22 protein-coding genes are annotated in these 21,358 nt (G+C 27.3%); 11 read left to right on the forward strand and 11 right to left on the reverse strand.

The annotated features are described in order from the left end of the window. Positions 1-2 precede the first annotated feature (2 nt). The 5 genes from purM to guaA are packed head-to-tail and all read left to right on the forward strand — an operon-like array spanning position 3 to position 5,990. On the forward strand, positions 3-995 hold the full coding sequence (purM, locus tag H0H68_RS00800) for a phosphoribosylformylglycinamidine cyclo-ligase (RefSeq protein ID WP_185853471.1): 993 nt from the start codon (positions 3-5) through the stop codon (positions 993-995). A gap of 24 nt (positions 996-1,019) precedes the next feature. Then, positions 1,020-1,583 carry a formyltransferase family protein gene (locus tag H0H68_RS00805; RefSeq protein WP_185853616.1) on the forward strand — a complete coding sequence of 188 codons (564 nt, stop codon included), beginning with the start codon at positions 1,020-1,022 and terminating at the stop codon, positions 1,581-1,583. A gap of 57 nt (positions 1,584-1,640) precedes the next feature. Continuing rightward, a complete protein-coding gene (purH, locus tag H0H68_RS00810) occupies positions 1,641-3,170 on the forward strand; it encodes a bifunctional phosphoribosylaminoimidazolecarboxamide formyltransferase/IMP cyclohydrolase (protein WP_185853472.1) in 1,530 nt (509 codons plus the stop codon). 5 nt (positions 3,171-3,175) lie between these two features. Continuing rightward, on the forward strand, positions 3,176-4,411 hold the full coding sequence (gene purD, locus H0H68_RS00815) for a phosphoribosylamine--glycine ligase (protein ID WP_185853473.1): 1,236 nt from the start codon (positions 3,176-3,178) through the stop codon (positions 4,409-4,411). 31 nt (positions 4,412-4,442) lie between these two features. Then, on the forward strand, positions 4,443-5,990 hold the full coding sequence (gene guaA, locus H0H68_RS00820; protein WP_185853474.1) for a glutamine-hydrolyzing GMP synthase: 1,548 nt from the start codon (positions 4,443-4,445) through the stop codon (positions 5,988-5,990). A gap of 7 nt (positions 5,991-5,997) precedes the next feature. Here guaA and accD read toward each other — a convergent pair whose 3' ends face one another. Both accD and fbaA read right to left on the reverse strand, forming a co-directional pair. Continuing rightward, complete coding sequence (accD, locus tag H0H68_RS00825; protein ID WP_185853475.1) at positions 5,998-6,837, reverse strand: acetyl-CoA carboxylase, carboxyltransferase subunit beta; 840 nt, start codon at positions 6,835-6,837, stop codon at positions 5,998-6,000. A 9-nt stretch (positions 6,838-6,846) separates the two neighbouring features. Further along, entirely contained in the window at positions 6,847-7,914 is a 1,068-nt protein-coding gene (gene fbaA / locus H0H68_RS00830) for a class II fructose-bisphosphate aldolase (protein WP_185853476.1), read from the reverse strand. Positions 7,915-8,082: 168 nt separating this feature from the next. Here fbaA and H0H68_RS00835 point away from each other — a divergent pair, with 168 nt between their 5' ends. After that, a complete protein-coding gene (locus tag H0H68_RS00835) occupies positions 8,083-10,665 on the forward strand; it encodes a UvrD-helicase domain-containing protein (RefSeq protein ID WP_238783967.1) in 2,583 nt (860 codons plus the stop codon). Position 10,666: 1 nt separating this feature from the next. Here H0H68_RS00835 and lipA read toward each other — a convergent pair whose 3' ends face one another. After that, positions 10,667-11,521 carry a lipoyl synthase gene (gene lipA / locus H0H68_RS00840; RefSeq protein ID WP_185853477.1) on the reverse strand — a complete coding sequence of 285 codons (855 nt, stop codon included), beginning with the start codon at positions 11,519-11,521 and terminating at the stop codon, positions 10,667-10,669. 97 nt (positions 11,522-11,618) lie between these two features. Here lipA and H0H68_RS00845 point away from each other — a divergent pair, with 97 nt between their 5' ends. From H0H68_RS00845 to H0H68_RS00855, 3 genes are read left to right on the forward strand one after another with little or no spacing between them, the layout of a single operon-like run. Beyond that, the gene (locus tag H0H68_RS00845; RefSeq protein ID WP_185853478.1) at positions 11,619-12,722 is read left to right on the forward strand and encodes a Nif3-like dinuclear metal center hexameric protein; all 1,104 of its coding nucleotides are present in this window, start codon (positions 11,619-11,621) and stop codon (positions 12,720-12,722) included. Positions 12,723-12,725: 3 nt separating this feature from the next. Then, positions 12,726-13,520 carry a zinc ribbon domain-containing protein gene (locus H0H68_RS00850; RefSeq protein WP_185853479.1) on the forward strand — a complete coding sequence of 265 codons (795 nt, stop codon included), beginning with the start codon at positions 12,726-12,728 and terminating at the stop codon, positions 13,518-13,520. A gap of 6 nt (positions 13,521-13,526) precedes the next feature. Next, the gene (locus H0H68_RS00855; protein WP_185853480.1) at positions 13,527-14,081 is read left to right on the forward strand and encodes a thioredoxin family protein; all 555 of its coding nucleotides are present in this window, start codon (positions 13,527-13,529) and stop codon (positions 14,079-14,081) included. Here H0H68_RS00855 and H0H68_RS00860 read toward each other — a convergent pair. The 4 genes from H0H68_RS00860 to H0H68_RS00875 are packed head-to-tail and all read right to left on the reverse strand — an operon-like array spanning position 14,065 to position 17,920. Continuing rightward, on the reverse strand, positions 14,065-15,072 hold the full coding sequence (locus H0H68_RS00860; protein ID WP_185853481.1) for a DHH family phosphoesterase: 1,008 nt from the start codon (positions 15,070-15,072) through the stop codon (positions 14,065-14,067). The two genes, H0H68_RS00855 and H0H68_RS00860, sit on opposite strands and share 17 nt — an antisense overlap. A 7-nt stretch (positions 15,073-15,079) precedes the next feature. After that, on the reverse strand, positions 15,080-16,498 hold the full coding sequence (locus tag H0H68_RS00865; RefSeq protein WP_185853482.1) for a CCA tRNA nucleotidyltransferase: 1,419 nt from the start codon (positions 16,496-16,498) through the stop codon (positions 15,080-15,082). Positions 16,499-16,513: 15 nt separating this feature from the next. Continuing rightward, complete coding sequence (locus H0H68_RS00870) at positions 16,514-17,095, reverse strand: L-threonylcarbamoyladenylate synthase (protein ID WP_185853483.1); 582 nt, start codon at positions 17,093-17,095, stop codon at positions 16,514-16,516. Further along, on the reverse strand, positions 17,096-17,920 hold the full coding sequence (locus H0H68_RS00875) for a 2,3,4,5-tetrahydropyridine-2,6-dicarboxylate N-succinyltransferase (RefSeq protein ID WP_185853484.1): 825 nt from the start codon (positions 17,918-17,920) through the stop codon (positions 17,096-17,098). A gap of 85 nt (positions 17,921-18,005) precedes the next feature. Between H0H68_RS00875 and H0H68_RS00880 the strand changes: the two genes are divergently transcribed. After that, a complete protein-coding gene (locus H0H68_RS00880) occupies positions 18,006-18,362 on the forward strand; it encodes a RuvX/YqgF family protein (RefSeq protein WP_317168031.1) in 357 nt (118 codons plus the stop codon). 71 nt (positions 18,363-18,433) lie between these two features. Beyond that, complete coding sequence (def, locus tag H0H68_RS00885; RefSeq protein WP_185853485.1) at positions 18,434-18,955, forward strand: peptide deformylase; 522 nt, start codon at positions 18,434-18,436, stop codon at positions 18,953-18,955. Here the strand turns inward: def and rplT are convergent. The 4 genes from rplT to thrS form a co-directional block, all read right to left on the reverse strand. Next, the gene (gene rplT, locus H0H68_RS00890; protein WP_185853486.1) at positions 18,950-19,297 is read right to left on the reverse strand and encodes a 50S ribosomal protein L20; all 348 of its coding nucleotides are present in this window, start codon (positions 19,295-19,297) and stop codon (positions 18,950-18,952) included. The genes def and rplT overlap by 6 nt on opposite strands. A gap of 12 nt (positions 19,298-19,309) precedes the next feature. Beyond that, positions 19,310-19,498: a 50S ribosomal protein L35 gene (rpmI, locus tag H0H68_RS00895; protein ID WP_185853487.1), complete on the reverse strand. Its 189-nt coding sequence runs from the start codon at positions 19,496-19,498 to the stop codon at positions 19,310-19,312. 4 nt (positions 19,499-19,502) lie between these two features. Next, on the reverse strand, positions 19,503-20,009 hold the full coding sequence (infC, locus tag H0H68_RS00900; protein WP_238783968.1) for a translation initiation factor IF-3: 507 nt from the start codon (positions 20,007-20,009) through the stop codon (positions 19,503-19,505). A gap of 62 nt (positions 20,010-20,071) precedes the next feature. Next, positions 20,072-21,349: a threonine--tRNA ligase gene (thrS, locus tag H0H68_RS00905; protein WP_185853489.1), complete on the reverse strand. Its 1,278-nt coding sequence runs from the start codon at positions 21,347-21,349 to the stop codon at positions 20,072-20,074. Positions 21,350-21,358: the final 9 nt, after the last annotated feature.

Consider the following 21,358-nt stretch of genomic DNA (forward strand, 5'->3'; position numbering starts at 1 on the left):
TTATGAAAGAAAGCGATCTCACTATATGCAAAATTAATAAAATTTTAAAAAAAACTTATAACAATAAAGTTATGAGTACATTAGATCATTTTTCTGGATTTTATAAAATATATGAATGTGGATATAAGGAACCTATTTTAGTATCTGGAGTTGATGGAGTTGGAACCAAATTGCGTTTAGCTATCGATTACAAAAGATATTCTTTAATTGGAGAAGATTGCTTTGCAATGTGCGCAAATGACGTTTTATGTCATGGAGCAGCTCCTTTATTTTTTTTAGATTATTTAGCTTGTGGAAAGCTAGATTCTTCTATTGTAGAAAAAATTATACAAGGAATAGCTATTTCTTGCAAAAAAACTAATACCTGCCTTATTGGAGGAGAAACTGCAGAAATGCCTGGAATTTATCAAGAAAATGATTATGATATTGCTGGATTCTGTGTAGGAATTGTAGAAAAAGATAATCTTATAGATGGTAAAAAACTGATTCAGGAGGGAGATATTTTAATAGGACTTTCTTCGTCTGGTGTGCATAGCAATGGTTTTTCTTTAATTAGAAATATCTTTTCTACAGAAGATTTTGTAAAATATTTTCAAGAAAAACCATTTTATGAAACCCTTTTAATTCCAACTAGAATTTATCATTTTACTATTCATATTTTATTAAAAGAATTTTCGAAAAATGTGATTCATGGATTAGCACATATTACTGGAGGAGGTATATCAGATAATTTATCTAGAATTCTTCCGGAAAACTTATCAGCTATAATCGAAAAAGAAAAAATTCCTATTCAACCTGTTTTCAATTATATTCGAAAAAAAGGAAATTTATCTGATCAAGAAATGTGGAATACTTTTAATATGGGAGTAGGGATGATTATAATAACTTCTTTGAACGAAGAATATTCGATTTTAGATAGACTCCGTTTTTTAGGGGAAAAACCTTTTGTTTTTGGCAGTGTTGTGAAAGGAAATAAAAAAGTATTTTTGAAATAAAAAACATTTTCATATACCATGAACATGAAAAAAATAGCTATTTTAGTTTCTGGAAGAGGAACCAATATGCAGCATATTTTACAAGCAATCGAAAACGGTATACTTTCTAATTTTAGAGTCAATTTAGTTATTTCTGATAGATGTTGTAGTGCGATTCAGTATGCGTTAAAAAAAAATATAACAGCCATATCTTTAGAAAAGACTAATAAAAAATTTCTTTCTAAAGAAATAGACAATTTACTTGTAAAAGATATTCCGTATATTATAGTTCTTTCTGGATTTCTTTCTATACTTGATGTAGAGTTTTGTGAAAAATGGATCGGAAAAGTGATCAATATTCATCCTTCTCTTTTACCAAAATATGGAGGAAAAGGAATGTACGGAATGAAAGTGCATCAAGCAGTTATTAAAAATAAGGAAAAAATATCAGGAGCTACAGTTCATTATGTGACGAAAGACGTGGATGCAGGAGATATAATTTTGAAAAAGTCATGTAAAATTTATTCAAAGGAAACTCCAATGTCTTTATCACAAAAAGTTTCTCTCATAGAAAGAGAAATATTAATTCAGTCTATCAAAAATCTTTGACGAAGAGATTAGAATCCACTATACTTATACTCAAAAATAAAATTAGTAGTATGTATTATGAAAAGAGCTTTAATTAGTGTTTATGAAAAAAATGAAAAACTATTTCAATTTTCTAGTTTTTTAGATCAAAAAGGATATCAAATAATTTCTACTGGTGGGACCTACCAATATTTAATAAAAAACGGGTTGTCTAATGTGATAGAAGTATCGAATGTTACTTCTTTTCCTGAAATTTTAGATGGTAGAGTAAAAACTATTCATCCTAATATATATGGAGGAATTTTAGCAAATCGTTCAATTGAAAAACATATCGAATCTATTCGTTTTCACAATATTCATCTGATTGATATTGTGTTGGTTAATTTTTATCCATTTTTTGAAAAAATTCATAAAGAATCTCATATCAATTCTTTGATTGAACTTATTGATATAGGAGGACCGTCTATGCTTCGTGCAGCTGCTAAAAATTTTTTATATGTCACTGCCATTACAGATGATAATGATTATGAATTAGTACAAAATGAAATTGAACATTATGGATTTCCTTCATTAAAATTGAGAAAAAAATTGGCGGGTAAAGTATTTAATTTTACTTCTGCTTATGATTCTGCTATTTCTCAATATCTTTTGATGGATGAAAAGGAAGATAAGTTTCCTCTTTATTTACATTCTTCTTACGAAAAAAAAATGAATCTCCGTTATGGAGAGAATCCTCATCAAAAAGCAGCTTATTACATTAATACGATTCACCATGGATCCATGCGAAATTTTCATCAATTGCATGGAAAAAAATTGTCATTTAATAACTTACGAGATATGGATATAGCTTGGAAAGTTGTTTCTCAATTTTCAGAACCTGCTTGTTGTACTGTTAAACATTCCACTCCTTGTGGAGTGGCGTTAGGAAAAAACATTATTGAAGCATTTCAAAAAACTTATTATGCTGATACTATTTCGTCTTTTGGAGGAATAATGGCTGTTAATGTTCCAATTACAAAAGAATTAGCAAAAGAGATTAATCATATTTTTCTAGAAGTAGTCCTTTCACACAGTTACGAAACAGACGTTTTGAACATTTTAAAAATAAAAAAAAATCTTAGAATTATTAGTATCAATGAACCGATTTCGGACAAACTAGAATCTGTTCAAATAGATGGAGGAATCTTAGTGCAAGAAGCAGATTCTTCTCATGATGAAAATTATAAAATAGTTACTAAAAAAAAATTAACTGATCAAGAATTGGAATCTTTATTTTTTGCTCAAAAAGTAGTAAAATATGTGAAATCCAATGCTATTGTAGTAGCTAAGGGTACACAAACTTTAGGTATTTCTGGAGGACAAACCAATAGAATTTGGGCAGCAACTCAAGCTATAGAGAGAGCTTTAGAAAAAAGTAAAGAAGGTCTAGTTCTAGTCTCTGATGCTTTTTTTCCTTTTCGTGATGTTGTAGATGAAGCGGCTCGTTCGGGTGGAATACGTGCTATTCTCCAACCAGGGGGATCTATACGAGACAAAGAATCTGTAAAAGCTTGTGATGATTATGGGATAGCTATGGCTTTTACTGGAAAAAGACATTTTAAACATTAAGAATGATGAAAATTTTAATCCTTGGAGGAGGTGGACGTGAACATGCTATTGGAAAAAAATTATTGGAAGATAATCATTCTGTAAATCTTTATTTCTACCCTGGAAATGGAGGAACGGAAATTATAGGAAAAAATATTGAAAATCATCAAACTCTATTAGAATTAGGTGTTTTTGCTAAAAAAAATGCAGTAGATATAACTATTGTCGGATCCGAAATTTTCCTAATAGAAGGAATTGTGGATATCTTCCAAAATTTTGGATTAAAAATAATAGGACCGAATCATTTAGCAGCTAAACTTGAAGGGGATCGTATTTTTGCTAAATCCTTTATGAAAAAATATGGAATTAGAACTCCTAAATATGACGTTTTTTATTGCTATAAAAAAGCTATCCATTTTTTAGATCAATGTATTGGTTCTGTGGTTATTAAAACAAATGGAATAGCTGCAGGAAAAGGAGTAATTTTAGCTCATAACAAAAATGAAGCTAAAAAAGCCTTAAAAACTATTATGATAGAAAAAAAATTTGGAAAATCTGGAAATCAAATTATCATAGAAGAATTCTTGCAAGGAAAAGAGGCTTCTATTATGTCTTTTTTCAATGAAAAACATATTATTCCTTTTTTATCTGCTCTAGATTATAAAAAAATTGGAGAAAATGAAACAGGAATAAATACAGGGGGAATGGGGGCTATTGTTCCGAATCCATATATGACTAATTCTATTTGGATAGATTTTCAAAAAAATATATTAGAACCTACTTTAGAAGGATTAATTTCAGAAAAATTAACTTTTTTTGGATTTCTATATTTTGGATTAATGATCACTTCTAATAAAGTTTATTTATTAGAATATAATACTCGTCTTGGAGATCCTGAAGCTCAAACTTTATTTCCATTAATGAAAAGTAATTTTTTAGATGTGATTCAATCTTCTTTTCTTAGTAAGAAAGTATCTATTTATTGGAAAAAATTATGTTCTTGTTGTGTTGTTTTATCTTCTAAAGGATATCCGGAAAAATACAAAAGTGGAAAAATAATAATAGGATTAAATTCATTACAAGATCCTTTTTATATTGCTGGAGCAAATAAAAAACAAGGAAATTGGATCACATCAAGTGGACGCGTCCTAAATATGGTAGGATTAGGAAATACGATTCAAGAAGCCAGAAAACAAGCTTATGATAAAGTGAAAAAAATACAATTCGAAAATTTGTATTTCCGAAAAGACATTGGTTCATAATAAAAAATAAATGTAAAAACCAAATGAAAAAATGAAAAAAGACTTTGTCTGCATATTAGATTTTGGCTCTCAATATAGTCATATGATTGCAAGAAGAATTCGAAATCTAGGAGTAGATACTTTATTATATGATTATGATACTTCCATATCCCATATTTTATCAAAAAAACCTAAGGGAATTATTTTATCAGGAGGACCTTTTTCTGTTTATGATAATGGATCTCCATTAATTTCTAAAAATATCTTTCAATTAGATATTCCTGTACTTGGAATTTGTTATGGGATGCAGCTTATTTCTTTTCTTTTTGGAGGAGAGATAGAAAAATCTAAATCTAAAGAATATGGTAAATCCTACTTTATTATAGATCATTCCAGTAACAATTTATTTTATGGAATCCCAAAAAAATCCATTGTTTGGATGAGTCATTTTGATGAAGTAAAAAATATTTCAAAAAAATTTCAAATTATTGGACATACTTCATCTTGTGCTATTGCAGCTTTCAGTCATATCAATAAAGAGATTTATGCTGTTCAATTTCATCCAGAAGTAAAAAATACAGAATTCGGAATATCTATATTGAAAAATTTTGTATTGAATATTTGTAAGTGTACTCCTAATTGGGAGTTGAACAATTTTATACAAAATACAATAGATAAAATAAAAAAACGTGTAGACAAAAAAAAAGTGATATTAGGTTTTTCTGGAGGAGTAGATTCTTTTGTAACCGCTTATATCATTCATCAAGCTATTGGAAATTCTTTGAATTGTATTTTTGTAGATACAGGATTACTTTTAAAAGAAGAAAAAAAAAGAATATCTCTCTTATGTCAAAAAATGAATTTACCTATTAAAATAATAGATGCTAAAAATCGTTTTTTATCTAGATTAACTGGTATTATTGATCCTGAAATGAAAAGAAAAATTATAGGTGAAGAATTTATTTCTGTCTTTCAAAAAGAATCAGAAAAAATTAAAAATGTTGAATTTTTAGCGCAAGGTACTATTTATTCGGATATTATTGAATCTTCTTCAAAGAAAAAGGAATTAAATTATTCTATAAAATCTCATCATAATGTAGGTGGATTACCTTCTTCAACATTCATGAAGTTGAAAATCATTGAGCCATTAAAAGAATTATTTAAAGATGAAGTCAGAAAAATAGGACAAAAACTAGGACTTCCAGAGGAAATTTTGTATCGTCATCCATTTCCTGGACCTGGATTAAGCATTCGAATTATTGGAGAAATAAATGAAAAAAAAATTTCCATTTTAAAAGAAGCAGAAAGTATTCTTCTGCAAGAATTAAAAAACTATAATATTTACAATTCTGTTAGTCAAGCTTTCATTATTTTATTACCTGTTAAATCTGTAGGAGTAATGGGAGATCGACGAACCTATGAATATGCAGCTGTATTGCGTGTCATTAACACAGAGGATTTCATGACTGGTACTTTCTCACATTTATCTTACGATTTTTTAGAAAAAGTTTCAAATAGAATCATTAATGAAGTTGATGGAATTAATAGAATGGTATATGATATAACCTCTAAACCCCCATCTACTATTGAATGGGAATGAATTTTTTTTACATCATCATAGAAACTAAGTTGTATATATTTTTTTTTAATTCAGTTCTAGATGAGATCAAATCTATAAATCCATGATCCATGAGAAACTCTGCTGTTTGAAATCCATCTGGAAGATCTTTTCCAATTGTTTCCCTGATTACTCTAGGACCAGCGAATCCAATAAGAGCTCCTGGTTCAGCTACATTTATATCTCCAAGTAAAGCGTAAGAAGCAGTCACTCCTCCTGTAGTTGGATCTGTTAAAACAGATATGTAAGGAATTCTAGCATCACGTAATTGAGTTAATCTAGCGATTGTTTTAGCCATTTGCATTAATGAAAAAGAAGATTCCATGATTCTTGCTCCACCAGATTTAGAGATTAAGATGTATGGAAATTTTTTTTCTATACAACATTTTATTGCTCTAGATATTTTTTCTCCTACTACTGATCCCATAGATCCTCCTATGAATGAAAAATCCATACAAGATATCACCACATCTATTCCTTTTATTTTTCCTACTCCTGTTCTAATAGCGTCATATAAATTTGTTTTTTTTCTAGTCTCTTGAATTCTATCTGTATATTTTTTATAATCTATCCATTTTATAGGATCTTTACTAATCATTTTGATATTCATTTCCAAAAAATCACCATTATCAAAAAGAATTTCAAAATATTCTTTGCTATGAATTCTTACATGGTATCCGTCTTCTGGACTGACATAAGCATTCTTCTTTAATACTTCTGTATCTATAATTTTTCCGCTAGGAGTTCTGTACCATAGCCCTTTCGGCAAATCTTTTCTATCGTCTATCGACGTTAGTATATTCTTTTTTTTTCTCAAAAACCAAGCCATGGTTGCTCTTTATAAAGTATTAATATTATTCATGAATTCAAAATATTTTTTTAGAAGAATTTTAAAAGATTTTTCTCCTTCTCTTAACCAAACTCTAGGATCATAATATTTTTTATTTGGAAGATGTTTTCCTTCTGGATTTCCTATTTGCTTTTTTAAATATTCCTCATTTTTTTTCATATAATCCCGAATTCCACAAGTAAAAGCATATTGTAAATCGGTGTCCACATTCATTTTCACAACTCCATAACTAATAGCTTGTTGTATTTCTTTTTTGGAAGATCCTGATCCACCATGAAAAACTAAAGAAACTGGTTTTTTTTTGGTACGAAATTTTTTCCGTATGTACTCTTGTGTTTTTTGTAATATCTCAGGACGAAGAATCACATTTCCAGGTCTATAAACACCGTGAACATTTCCGAAAGAAGCAGCTATGATAAAATTTTTGCTAATTTTAATTAATCTATCATAAGCATAACTAACTTCTTTTGGCTGAGTGTATAGTTTATTATTTTCTATGTTTGAATTATCTATTCCATCTTCTTCTCCTCCTGTTACACCCAATTCTATTTCAATAGTCATATTGCTTTTATTCATTCTTTCAAAATATTTTTCGCAAATACTAATGTTTTCTTTTAAAGGTTCTTGAGAAAGATCTAGCATATGTGAGCTGAACAATGTTTTTCCAAAACGATTATAATATTCTTCATTGGCTTCGATTAATCCATCTATCCATGGAAGAAAAGGTTTAGAACAATGATCTGTATGAAGAATGACTGTTGCTTTATAAGATGAGGCTAATTCATGAATATGCATAGCACAAGCTATAGCTCCTTTGATTGCCGCTTTTTGTACGTTATTATTTAAACCTTTTCCCGCATTGAAAATACCTCCACCATTAGACAATTGAATAATAACAGGAGAATTCACTTCTGCAGCGGTTTCCATTACTGCATTCATAGTATTAGATCCAATAACATTTACAGCAGGTATAGCAAAAATGTTTTCCTTAGCGTATTCGAATATCTCTCCAACAAGATTACCAGTGGCTACCCCAAAAGGAAATTTTCTAGACATGTATTTTAAATTTATTTAATTTAATAAGGATAAACAAATGTAAAAAAAGTATTAATAGGTTCGGTTATAATTCACAATAGTTTTCACTCTATAATTTCGTTTTAAAACGATTTTATATAAAATTATTCAAATTCAAATAACAAAATATATGCAAAAATTTTTTCGTAAATGATGCTTGTTCCATCTACATTAAAGATATACAACGCTTCAGCCGGTTCTGGAAAAACCTTTTTTTTAGTCAAAAACTATCTCTATGTTCTATTAAAAAGTCCTAATCCTGATGAATTTAGAAGAGTTTTAGCTTTGACTTTTACTAAAAAAGCTTCTGAAGAAATGAAAAAACGTATTCTACAATGTCTTAAAGAATTTTCAAATCAAGTAGTGAAAAAAGAATATTCTTCTTTATTTCATCATCTTGTAAAAGATTTGAAATTAACAAAACATCAATTGTATGAACGTTCTAAAAGAATATTATCTTCTATTTTGCATGATTTTTATTCTTTTTCCAAAAATACAAGTACAATAGATAAATTCACTTATAATATTATAAGATCTTTTATTTCAAATCGAGAAGTCACCTTAGAAATGGATCCCAAAAGGTTTTTATTGAAAATTGTAGAAAATCTACTATATAGATTAAAAAATTCAGAAGAATGGTCAAATATTTTGGTTCAATTTTCCTTGGAAAAATTAAAAAAAGGAAAAAACTGGGACGTCAGAAAAGAACTATTTAAAATAGCTCATCTTATGTTGGAAGAAAATAATTTTTTTCCTATAAAAAAAATTAAAAGTTATTCTTTAGAAGATTTAATTCAATTGAAAAATACTTTGATAAAAAGAACTAAAAAATTTGAAAAAGAGTGCGAAAGACAAGGAGAAAAATTTTTTCTATTTTTAAGAAAAACTTCTATTCAAAAAAATTCATTTATTCATTCAGATTTACCAAGACTTTTTCAAAAACTACAAATGAGGAATATATTTTTTAATCCTTTTAATGAACGTCTTGAAAAATATATTCAAAAAAGAGTATTTTACAAATGTGCTGTACAAATAAATCAAAAAATATTGATAGAAAAAAATAAAGATAAAATACTTTCATTATATGAAGAGACAAAATCTATATACAAAAAAAATGTATCATATTATCTTTTAGATAAATTTTTTTTAAAAAACATTAGTATTCTATCAATAATACATGAAGTAGAAAAAGAATTTCATTTCATAAAAAATGAAAAAAAAATTCTTCTAAATGCAGAATTGAACAAAATTCTTTATGAAAAAATTACTCAAGGAACATTCCCTAAAATCTATGAAAGAATTGGAATGCAATATAAATATTATTTTATAGATGAGTTTCAAGATATTTCATTTTTACAATGGAACAATATTAGAATTTTAGTTGAAAATGCATTATCTGAAAATGGATCAGCTATGATAGTAGGAGATCCTAAACAATCTATATATAGATGGAGGGGAGGAGATTCCGAACAGTTCATAAATATAGTTAATTCTAAATCAAAAAATTACAAAAAAGAATTAAAAACTTTAGAAACAAATTTTCGTAGCTATGAAGAAATTGTTAGATTTAATAATTTACTTTATCAATCCATATCTAAAATTTTTCATTCGACTATTTATCGAAATATATATCAAGATTCTAAACAAAAGATATTTAAAAAATCTGGAGGATATGTAGAAATAAATTTCATTAGTAGTTTAGAAAACGAAAATTACAAAGAATATATTTATTTTAAAATAAAAAATAAAATAAAAAAATTATTGAAACAGAAATATGTTTTATCAGACATTGCAATATTAGTTAGAAATAATCAAGAAGGCTATTTTTTATCTGAAAAACTTGTTGAAGATGGGATTAATGTAAATACTTCTGTTTCTCTGCTAATAAAAAATCATTTGGAAATACAAATAATCATAAATTTTTTTTATATCCTAGCTAATCCCCATTGTTATCAAAAAAGAGTTACTCTAATTTTTTTGTTATTAAAAAATAAATTTATTCGTACTAAAAAAAAAGATCATGATTTTATTATGAAAATTCTTTTTTACCCACTGGATCTATTTTTAAAAAAAATTCTATCAAAAAATTCATTAACATTAGATAAATTATACAATAAATCCATATACAATATATCAGAAGATATAATTGAAGCTTTTGGATTATTGAATAAACAGAACACTGCATCTATCTATTCTTTTTTGGACTTTGTTTATAGATCTATAAAAAGTGTAGGAAATTCTATTATAGATTTCCTAGATTACTGGGAATCTAAAAAGGAAAAAGAAAGCATTATTATTTCTGATCATAGAAATGCTATTCGTGTTATGACTATTCATAAATCTAAAGGGTTGCAATTTCCTGTAGTTCTTCTTCCTTTTACTGATTGGAATGTTGATTCTAAAAATCAAGAAGGAATATGGATGGATGTAAGTCCTCATTTATATCATGGATTGAACGCTGTTTATTTGGAAATCGGACCATATTTCAAACATATAAAACATGATGAAAATATCCGTAATCTTTATGAAGATTACTTATCAAATACAGTATTTGATAATATCAATCTATTATACGTAGCTACTACCCGTTCTATAGAACAATTGATTTTGTTTTCAAAACTAGAAAATGAAAAATCCGTATCATTTTACATTAAAAATTTTCTTCGTGAAAAGAAAATATGGGATGAAAAAAAATATAAGTATTTTTTTGGAAAAGAAGAAAAAAATTATTGATTTATCTCACATGTTTTTCTGCATGATAAGAAGACCGTACTAATGGTCCGCTTTCTACATATTTGAATCCCATTTCTAATCCAATTTCTTTCAATTCTTTGAATTGTTCTGGAAAAACAAAAAAACGAACAGGATAGTGTTTTAAAGAAGGTTGTAAATATTGTCCCATTGTTAGAATATCTACTTTAGATTTTCTTATATCTTTCATTGTTTCAATTATTTCTTCTTTTGTTTCTCCTAATCCTAACATAATTCCTGTTTTTGTGCGAATATTTCGATTTTTTTCTTTGATATATTGCAGGACTCCAAGACTACGATCATATTTAGCTTGAATACGGATTTTTTTTGTTAATCTGGAAACAGTTTCAAGATTGTGAGAAATCACTTCTGGTTTAACATCAATAATTTGATCTATTATTTTTTTTTCTCCTTTAAAATCAGGAATTAAAGCTTCTATTGTTATATTTGGATTTAAATATCGGACTTTTTGTATGGTTTTTACCCATATAGAAGATCCCATATCTTTTAAATCATCTCGATTGACAGAAGTTAATACGGCATGTTTGATCTTCAATATCTTTATAGACTCTGCTACTTTGTTGGGTTCCTTCCAATCCACTTTTTCAGGACGTCCTGTTTTGACTCCACAAAATCTACAAGATCTTGTACAAATATTTCCCAATATCATAAAAGTAGCTACACCTTTTCCCCAACATTCTCCTATATTCGGACAACTTGCACTTTGACAAATCGTATTCAATTTATGCAAAGAAACTAATTTTTGTAATTCATGATAATTTTTATTCATTGATAATTTTACTCTTATCCACTTTGGTTTTTTACGAATGATATTCATAATTATTTTTTTGTTTTTATTTTATCTTTATTTTATGCAATAATATTATAAAAATCAATTTTTTTTGATAAATTTGTTGGTGCAGGTATGTTTAAACATGGAAGTATTCGTAAGAGATATAGCTGATAAACTAGAAAATCTAGCACCTATAGAATATGCAGATTCCTATGATAATGTTGGATTGATAGTCGGATCTTTTCATCAAAAAGTAAGAAAAATACTAATTACTTTGGATCTCACTGAAGAAGTTTTTTATGAATCTATCAATAAAAAGTGTAATCTGATAATATCCTTTCATCCTATCATTTTTAAACCCATAAAAAATATAACTGGAAAAACATTTTCAGAAAGGGTTATAATTTCTGCATTAAAAAATGATGTATCTATTTATGTTATTCACACTAATTTGGATTTAGTATGGGAAGGAACTTCTGATTATGTATCCAAATTGTTAAAAATTAATAAAGAAAGAGTCCTTATTCCAAAAAAAGAAACTATAAAAAAAATGATCACTTATGTTCCAGTTCATTACGCAGAAAAAGTAAGAAATTCTTTATTTGAAGTAGGAGCTGGAAATATTTCTAATTATAGTCATTGTAGTTATAATTTTGATGGATTTGGAAGTTATATGGGAAACAAGAAAACCAAACCATTTTCTGGAAAAAAAGAAATTTTTCATATGGAAAAAGAGACTTGTATTGGTGTTATTTTTCCCTCTCATAAATTAAATCTTGTCAAAGAGGCTCTTTTTAAAAATCATCCTTATGAAGAAGTAGCTTACGAAATTTACAATATTGAAAATGTTAATCCTTATATAGGAATAGGCTTCATAGGAAATCTAGTGAAAGAGATGAATGAATATGATTTTCTTCTTTTTCTAAAAAATAGAATGAATTTTCCTTGTATTCGTCATTCTCATTTTACAGAAAAAAAAATTAAAAAAGTAGCTATGATAACAGGTTCAGGTCGTTTTGGAATAGAAACCGCTATCAAAGAAGAAGCTGACGTTTTTATATCCTCTGATTTAAAATATCATGATTTTTTTAAATCTGAAAATAGAATCTTGATTGTAGACGTCGGTCATTATGAATCCGAAAAAATCGCTAAAAAATTATTAAAATCTTTTTTAGACAAAAATTTTACTTCTATTTCTATTTCTGAATCAGAAGTTCAGACTAATCCAGTTAAATATATTTATTAATTTATGGTCCATAAAATACAAGAAGCTATCACTGTAGTAGATAAATTGAGGGCATTATATAATCTTCAATTAATCGATTCTCGTATAGATGAAATACGAAAATTTCGTGTAAATATTCCCATGGAAATCCAAAATTTGGAAGAAGAATTAGACCAAATGAAAAAAAATTTAAAAAACGTTCATGAGGACATTCTTTTCATAAAAGAAAATATAGATAAACAAAACAAAAATATTAAATCTTCAGAAACATTAATTAAAAAATATGAAAAACAAAAAGATAATGTAAAAAATCACAAGGAATTATATTCTCTTGATAAAGAAATTGATTATCAAAAACTGGAGATTCAGTTGTCCAAAAAAAGAATCAAAGAATTGAATGTTAAAATTGATAAAAAAGAAGATCTTCTAGGAAAAAAAGAAAATATTTTAAAAAATAAAGAAGAACATCTTTTTCACAAAAAAAAAGAATTGAATAAGATTCTCTTAAAAAACGATAAAGAAGAAAAAATTCTTTTGGAAAAATCTTTGTTTTTTTCCAAAAAAGTTGATAGTAGTTTATTAAAAACCTATAAAAAAATAAGGAATGGAGTGAAAAATGGAGTGGCTGTTGCTCCAGTCCAAAGAGGAGCTCCATTGGGTTCTTATCTAGCAATTACACCTCAAAAATATTCAGAACTGATACAACGTAATAAACTTTTAATAGATGAACACAGTGGAAGAATATTAATAGATGCTGAATTAGCTGAGGAAGAAAAGAAAAAATCTTTTGTTTTTTGTTCTAAAAAAAAGAAAAAATAATAAATTATGGTACGAACTTACTCTTCTAGTGAAATTAAAATTCAAATAAAAGATTTTAACTTATTAGAAGTTTCTTCAGGAAAGAAGAAATTTTTGAAAAATTTTTTTTCGGATAAAGCAACTGTAATTATGTTTATTTGTAATCACTGTCCATATGTGAAACATATTAATGCAGAATTAGTGCGTTTGTCTAACGATTTTATTCCGAAAGGAATTTCATTTTTAGCTATCAATTCTAATGATGCAAACAAGTATCCGGAAGACTCTCCGGAAAATATGAAAAAAGTACATTATTTGTTAGGTTATCCTTTTCCTTATTTTTTTGATGAAACACAAGAAGTAGCCAAATATTATTGCGCAAAATGTACTCCGGAATTTTTTATATTTTCCGGAAAAGGGAATTTATGTTATCATGGTCAACTAGATGATTCTAGACCTGGAAATAAAATACCAGTGACAGGTTGTGATGTGAGAAATGTATTAAAAAATATTTTGAAAGGAACAAATATAAATCCAATTTTCAAATTAAGTTACGGATGTAATATCAAATGGAAAACATAAGATTTATATGATAATTAGGAATAATATTTAAAAAATATTCAATGGATTCAGATAAACTTTTTTCTAATATACCTCCCGCTGCATTTTTATGACCACCTCCTCCGAAATGCTTTCTAGAAAACAGATTCACATCAAAATTTCCTTTAGAACGAAAAGAAATTTTAATTGGAAATTTTTCTCTTTCTTCAAAAAAGAAAACAGAAAAAACAATATTTTTTATACCTAATCCATAAGTAATAATTCCTTCAGTATCTCCTTGTTTGTATGAATCAAAATTTATATCCGAAGCATTTATACTTGTATAAGCTGTCCGATATTTTTTTATTACTTTTAATTTTTTCAAGGCTTTAGATAATAATTTCAATTTATTTTCATTATATTTTTCTTGCAAATGATCATAGATGTAATCTATGTCAATTCCTTTTTCTATTAATTTTCCGGCAATAAAATGAGTTTCTGAAGTAACGGAAGGAAAACGAAAAAAACCTGTATCAGTCATTAAACCAACGTATAAACAGGTAGCTATTTCTTTATCTATTTTATCTAAATGATTCATTTTAGATATAAATCTGAAAACCAAAACACTGGTAGCTGATACTGTTGAATCAGAAAACATAAAATCGAAGCAAAATGGAAAAGGATGGTGGTCTATTAGTATTTTTTTTGCTTTCGAATATAAAAAAAATTCTCTTAAGTTTTTTATTCTTGATAAATTATTAAAATCTACAAAAAAAACATAATCAGAATTTATAATTTTTTTTTTTACTAAAGATTTAGTTTTTTCTGAGAAAACAAGAATATTTTCAGTTCCTGGAAGCCATTGAAAAGATTCAGAATATTCTGTTGGAGAGATTAAATCCACATCATGTTTCAGTTTTCTCAAATAAAATAAAAGTGCTAAAGAGGACCCTAAAGCATCTCCGTCCGGATTATTGTGTGGTAATAAAACGATTTTTTTTTTATTTTTTCCATCAATACTAGAAAAAAACATATGTTCCTTATTTTTTTTTCAATCCTAATTCTTCTCCTTTTTTTAACATAAGAAGATAAGCAGAATGAAATTCATTAGATATTTTTCCTTCCAAAATAGAATCCTTAATAAAATTTTTTATAACCCCTATTTTTTTGCATGGATCAATCTGAAAAACCTTCATGATATCATTTCCTGATATAGGAGATTTCCAGTTTTGAATTCTATCTCTTTCTTCTAATTTTTTAATCCTTTCCATAAGAAGATAAATATTTTTTTGATATTGTTTTCTTTTTTCTATATTATTAGTGGTAATATCAGCGATACACAATTTCATTAAATCTTCTAGATCTTTACCAAGATCAAATAATAATCTTCGGATAGCAGAATCGCTCGTCTTATTTCCTATTAACGCTATGGGTTTATAACTATATTGAATCATCTTTTTCACATATTTCATAGGACCACCTTTTGGAAGTTTTAAACGTTGAAATATATTTGGAACCATTTTTGATCCTACAAATTCATGAGCATGAAAAGACCAACCTATTTTTGGTAAAAATTTTTTGGTATAGTATTTTCCTATATCGTGAAGTAATGCTGCCCATCTTAACCAAAGTGAATTGTTTTTTTCTTTACTGATATTATCTACTACTTGCAAAGTATGATAAAAATTATCTTTGTGTTTACATCCGTTTTTTTCTTCTATTCCTTTTAACAAAGTTAATTCTGGTAATATAATTGATAATAATCCAGATTTATATAATAACAACAATCCTATAGAAGGCTTTTCAGATAATAGGATCTTATTAAATTCTTCTATAATTCTTTCTGCAGAAACAATATTTATTCTATTTTTATTTTTTTGAATAGATTTAAATGAATATTCTTCAATCGTAAATTGAAGTTGAGTAGCAAATCGAATAGCTCGCATCATTCGTAATGGATCGTCAGAATAAGTAATATCTGAATCTAATGGAGTTCTTAATATTTTTTTTTTTAAATCTGACAATCCTCCAAATGGATCTATTAATTCTCCATAATTATCACGATTTAAACTAATAGCTAAAGCATTAATTGTAAAATCTCTTCTATTTTGGTCATCTTGTAATGATCCTAACTCTATAAAAGGTTTACGACTAGATAAATGATATGATTCTTTTCTGGATCCAACAAATTCGATTTTCTGATTATCATATTTTAACATAGCAGTTCCAAAACGTTTAAATATCTTTATTTTGGGATAAGGCTTAATATATTTAGAAACCTCTTCAGCTAATCTAATTCCCTCTCCTATAGTCAAAATATCTAAATCTTCCGATTTTATTTTTCCTAGCAAAAAATCTCTAACATAACCTCCCACTACATAACTATCTTGTTTTACTTTCTGAGCAGAAAGGCTTACTATACGAAATATTTTTTTACGAAGAGCAGATGATAAATTCATGGATGAGAAAACTAACTACAGACGTAATATTTTTACCTGATCTGAAACAATTTTTATAATAGAAGAGCTGCTATAATTAGCTATTTCTTTTCTACGAAAATTCACTGCATAATCTATTTTTTTTAAAATAGAAGGACTAATTTCAGAAAAGGATTTAGGAGCAGGAAATCCTGATACATTTGCAGAAGTAGAAATAATAGGTCTATTCAAATTTTGGATTAAACAAACGCAAAATGGATCATATGTCAAACGAACGGCTAAAGTATTGTCTTTTCTTCTCAAGAAAGAAGATGCTATTTGATTCACATGATCGTACACTATGGTTATAGGTTTATTTTTTTTTTCAATATTATCAACAATAATTTTTCTAGTAAAATCAGTAATCTCTCCTACCAATTGATATAAACGGTCTATGTTTTCTACCAAAACAATCATAGATTTAGAAAAAGTTCTATTTTTGATTTTACATATTTTTTTTATAGCCTGTATATTAAAAGCATCACATCCTACCCCCCACACAGTATCTGTAGGATATAATAAACTTTTACCTTTTTTTAATATTTCTACACTTTTTTCTATTTCTTCGACAAAAGACATCTAAGTCACTAAATTATGAGTTCTTAATGCTTCATTTAAAGATGTTTTTTTATCCGTGCTTTCTTTTCTTTTCCCTATAATCATAGCACATGGAACATAATATGTTCCTGAAGGAAACTTTTTGGGATAAGATCCAGGAATAACCACAGAATATCTAGGAACAATTCTTTTAAGTTCAATCGATTCATTATTAGTTACATCAAAAATTTTAGTAGAACCAGTTAAAACAACATTTGCTCCTAAAACAGCTCCTTTTTCTATCAAAACTCCTTCTACCAAAATACACCTAGATCCAACAAAAACATCATCCTCAATAATGACAGGATGAGCTTGTAAAGGTTCTAAAACTCCCCCTATTCCAACTCCACCGCTTATATGGACACGACGACCAACTTGAGCACAACTTCCCACTGTTGCCCATGTATCTATCATGGTTCCTTCTCCTATATATGCGCCTATATTAACGTAAGAAGGCATAAGAATAACTCCAGGCGATATATATGAACCATAACGTGCTATAGCATGAGGGACGACGCGTACCTTCTTTTCTTTAAACTTATTTTTTATAGGGATTTTGTCATAAAATTCTAATGGACCTAATTCTATAACATTCATTTCTTTAACAGAGAAATACATTATAATTGCTTTTTTTACCCATTCATTGAGGATCCACTTTCCATTTAAAAAATCTGAAACTCTGATTAATCCATTTTCTAAATGGTCAATAACCTGAATAACTATGTTCTTGATATTCTCGTTATCTGTGCACGAATTTTTTTGATTCCAAGCTTTTTCTATCTCTAATTTTAGTTTATTTACTTTCATATATAAAGGTTGATCAAAAACAAAAGTAGTAAAATAAAATAAGATAACAAGTATATATTTGTTTTAGAACAATTGCATTATAATAATGGCAAAAATATTGGGAATAGATTATGGAAAAGTGATAACAGGTTTATCTATAACAGATAATGAACAAATATTTGCATTTGGATTAGATGCTATTCCAACTAAAAAATTAATGAATTTTTTAAAATCGTTTTTATCTCATGAGAAAATAGATGAAATAGTTATAGGTTTACCAAAAAGATTGAACAACCAAAAAGAGACATTAATAGAAACAGATATTCAAATATTTATAAATAAATTTCGTATAAGATATCCTCATATTTTGATAAAAAGATTAGATGAACGTTTTACATCTAAAATGGCTTTTAATACTATGATAGAATTAGGTTTAAAAAAAAAAAAAGAAGAAAAAAAGTAATTTTAAACCAAATTAGTGCCACTATTATTTTACAGTCTTATCTCGCAAAAAAAGAAAAAGAAAACTAATTTATGGTATTACCTATAATTCTTTATGGAAATCCTATTTTAAGAAAAAAATGTGTAGACATAGATTTGTCTTATTGTAAAAAAAGAATCAATCAATTAATAAAAGATATGTTTGAAACTATACATCAAGCAAAAGGAATAGGATTGGCTGCTCCTCAAATTGGAAAAAATATACGACTGTTTATAGTCGATACTCCTTATTTAAATGGAAAAGACAATTATAAAGAAGTTTTTATTAATGCTAAAATATTAAAAATTCATGGAAAAGAGTTCAAATTTAATGAAGGATGTCTTAGCATTCCTGGAATAATGGGACATGTAAAGAGAAAATCTAATGTTTTGATTGAATATTATGATCATAATTGGAAAAAACAAAAGAAAACCTTGACAGGAATATGTGCTAGAGTTATTCTGCATGAATATGATCATCTTGAAGGGAAACTTTTTATAGATTACTTTTCTTCTACGAAGAAAAAAATAATAGAAAAAAAATTGATTAGTTTATCAGAAAAAAGTTCTTCATAAATAAACATGATCTACTATTTTTTTGAAACTATTAGGCTCATTCATAGAAAAATCAGAAAGTATTTTTCTATTTATTTTAATTTTCTTATCTGATAATTTTTTCATAAACTCAGAGTAAGATTTTCCATATTGACGCACTCCTGCATTAATGCGTTGGATCCAAAGAGATCTGAAATTTCTTTTCTTTTTCTTTCTTCCTGAAAAAGCATAAACAAAAGATTTTTCTACGGCATTTTTAGCAACTGTATAAACTTTACTCCTTGATCCATAAAAACCTTTTGCTAATTTGAGTATTTTCTTTCGTCTTCGTCTAGAGGAAACTGCATTTGTAGATCTGGGCATAATTCATAATTTTTATATCTGTTTTTTTATATTCTGTTGATCTGATTTATTCAATAGAGTAAATCTAGAAAGATGACGTTTTCTTTTTTTTGATTTTTTAGTTAAAAGATGATTTTTGAATGCATGTTTTTTTTTTATATATCCATTCGCCGTTTTTTTAAATCTTTTTTTTGATCCGGATTTTGTTTTTAATTTCTGCATGATATTAAAATTTTTTTGGAGCTAAAATCATATACATTCTTTTTCCTTCCATTACTGGCATTTGTTCTACTTTTCCATATTCCTCAATTTCTTCTGCAAATTTTAACAATTTTATTTTTCCTTGATCCTTGTATACTATGGAACGACCTTTAAAAAAAACAAATACTTTCACTTTGTCTCCACGCATTAAAAATTTCTCAGCACTTTTTATCTTAACTTTTCCATCATGATCACCGATTTGTGGACCAAATCTGATTTCTTTAGTATTTACTTTAATTTGTTTTGCTTTAAATTGTTTTTTTCTTTTTTTTTGTTCATATAAAAATTTTTTATAATCCAGTATTTTACATACTGGAGGATCCAATTTTGGATTAATTTCAACCAAATCTAATTCTTTTTCTCTAGAAAATTGAAGAGCTTCTTGGATAGAGTAAACCCCATTTTCTATAGAAGAATCGCCGACCAAACGAACTGTTTGTGAATCAATATTTCCATTAATCCGATGGACCACTTTTTTTTGTGGCAATGGTCTAAAAATTCTTTTTTTTTTGTTCCCTCTTGAAAATTTCTTTTTTATAATAACTTTATAATTTTAGTTTTAAAATTCGTTTCATTAAAAATGGCTTGGATCCCCTTAGAAATAGGAAACGTTCCTATATGTCCTAATCCATGACGTCGTAACGAAATCATTTCATTTTTCTCTTCTTTCTCTCCCAAAATAATCATATAAGGAATTTTATCGTCTTCAGAGTCCCTAATTTTTTTATTAATTTTCTCGTTTCTGCTATCAACAAATACACGAATATCATAGTTCAATATCAAATTTAAAATTTTTTTTGCATAAACTATATATTTATCACTTATAGGAAGTATGACGACTTGATTAGGAGCCAGCCATAATGGAAGATTTCCTCTAGAGTGTTCTATCATAATGGCAATCATTCGTTCCAGGGAACCAAAAGGGGCCCTATGTATCATGACTGGACGACATTTTTCATTATTTTTTCCTTTATAATACAAATCAAACCTTTCAGGTAAATTATAATCTACTTGAATTGTTCCAAGTTGCCAACTTCTTCCTAAAGAATCTTTAATAAGAAAATCCAGTTTTGGTCCATAAAAAGCTGCTTCTCCATAATTCAGAGATGCTTTTATTTTTTCTTCTTTGACTGCTCTCAATATAGCTTCTTCTGCTTTTTCCCAATTTTTTTCTGATCCAATATAATTATCTATTTTTTTTGTATCTCTAAGAGATATTCTAACTGTATATTCAGAAAAACCTAGACAACGAAATACGTAAAAAACTAAGTTGATAACTCTTTTAAATTCTTCTAGTAATTGATCATAAGTACAAAATATATGTGCATCATCTTGAGTAAAACATCTAACTCTAGTCAATCCATGAAGTTCTCCACTCTGTTCATAACGATATACTGTTCCAAATTCTGCAAAGCGTTTAGGAAGATCTCTATAAGACCATTCTTGAGAACGATAAATTTCACAATGATGAGGGCAATTCATAGGTTTTAATAAAAATTCTTCTTCATGGGGAGTCTGAATAGGTTTAAAATTATCTTTTTCATATTTGCTCCAATGTCCACTCCTAACATATAATTTTTTATGTCCAATATGTGGAGTCACTACCATTTCATATCCAGACTTTTTTTGAATCTCAGTTAAAAATTCTTCTAAATTTTTTCTAAAAATCGTCCCTCTAGGTAACCACAAAGGTAATCCACTTCCTACCCTGTCAGAAAAAATAAAAAATTTTAGCTTTTTACCTATTTTTCTATGATCTATAATAGTCTTAGGATCCTTCGGATCTTCTTTTAAAGGAACTGATTTATCCATGAAAAAAAG

It is taken from the genome of Blattabacterium cuenoti, from assembly GCF_014251555.1.
GTDB classification, from domain to species: Bacteria; Bacteroidota; Bacteroidia; order Flavobacteriales; family Blattabacteriaceae; genus Blattabacterium; species Blattabacterium cuenoti_P.

Bases quoted from the DNA above. Each gene is read 5' to 3' on its own strand.
- accD (WP_185853475.1), bottom strand. From the start codon at position 6,837: ATGGCTTGGTTTTTGAGAAAAAAAAAGAATATACTAACGTCGATAGAC.
- H0H68_RS00850 (WP_185853479.1), top strand. From the start codon at position 12,726: ATGGTCCATAAAATACAAGAAGCTATCACTGTAGTAGATAAATTGAGG.
- rpmI (WP_185853487.1), bottom strand. From the start codon at position 19,498: ATGCAGAAATTAAAAACAAAATCCGGATCAAAAAAAAGATTTAAAAAA.
- guaA (WP_185853474.1), top strand. From the start codon at position 4,443: ATGAAAAAAGACTTTGTCTGCATATTAGATTTTGGCTCTCAATATAGT.
- H0H68_RS00875 (WP_185853484.1), bottom strand. From the start codon at position 17,920: ATGAAAGTAAATAAACTAAAATTAGAGATAGAAAAAGCTTGGAATCAA.
- H0H68_RS00835 (WP_238783967.1), top strand. From the start codon at position 8,083: ATGATGCTTGTTCCATCTACATTAAAGATATACAACGCTTCAGCCGGT.
- H0H68_RS00845 (WP_185853478.1), top strand. From the start codon at position 11,619: ATGGAAGTATTCGTAAGAGATATAGCTGATAAACTAGAAAATCTAGCA.
- rplT (WP_185853486.1), bottom strand. From the start codon at position 19,297: ATGCCCAGATCTACAAATGCAGTTTCCTCTAGACGAAGACGAAAGAAA.
- purD (WP_185853473.1), top strand. From the start codon at position 3,176: ATGAAAATTTTAATCCTTGGAGGAGGTGGACGTGAACATGCTATTGGA.
- def (WP_185853485.1), top strand. From the start codon at position 18,434: ATGGTATTACCTATAATTCTTTATGGAAATCCTATTTTAAGAAAAAAA.
- thrS (WP_185853489.1), bottom strand. From the start codon at position 21,349: ATGGATAAATCAGTTCCTTTAAAAGAAGATCCGAAGGATCCTAAGACT.
- lipA (WP_185853477.1), bottom strand. From the start codon at position 11,521: ATGAATATCATTCGTAAAAAACCAAAGTGGATAAGAGTAAAATTATCA.
- H0H68_RS00870 (WP_185853483.1), bottom strand. From the start codon at position 17,095: ATGTCTTTTGTCGAAGAAATAGAAAAAAGTGTAGAAATATTAAAAAAA.
- H0H68_RS00805 (WP_185853616.1), top strand. From the start codon at position 1,020: ATGAAAAAAATAGCTATTTTAGTTTCTGGAAGAGGAACCAATATGCAG.
- purM (WP_185853471.1), top strand. From the start codon at position 3: ATGAAAGAAAGCGATCTCACTATATGCAAAATTAATAAAATTTTAAAA.
- purH (WP_185853472.1), top strand. From the start codon at position 1,641: ATGAAAAGAGCTTTAATTAGTGTTTATGAAAAAAATGAAAAACTATTT.
- H0H68_RS00865 (WP_185853482.1), bottom strand. From the start codon at position 16,498: ATGAATTTATCATCTGCTCTTCGTAAAAAAATATTTCGTATAGTAAGC.
- fbaA (WP_185853476.1), bottom strand. From the start codon at position 7,914: ATGTCTAGAAAATTTCCTTTTGGGGTAGCCACTGGTAATCTTGTTGGA.
- H0H68_RS00860 (WP_185853481.1), bottom strand. From the start codon at position 15,072: ATGTTTTTTTCTAGTATTGATGGAAAAAATAAAAAAAAAATCGTTTTA.
- H0H68_RS00880 (WP_317168031.1), top strand. From the start codon at position 18,006: ATGGCAAAAATATTGGGAATAGATTATGGAAAAGTGATAACAGGTTTA.
- H0H68_RS00855 (WP_185853480.1), top strand. From the start codon at position 13,527: ATGGTACGAACTTACTCTTCTAGTGAAATTAAAATTCAAATAAAAGAT.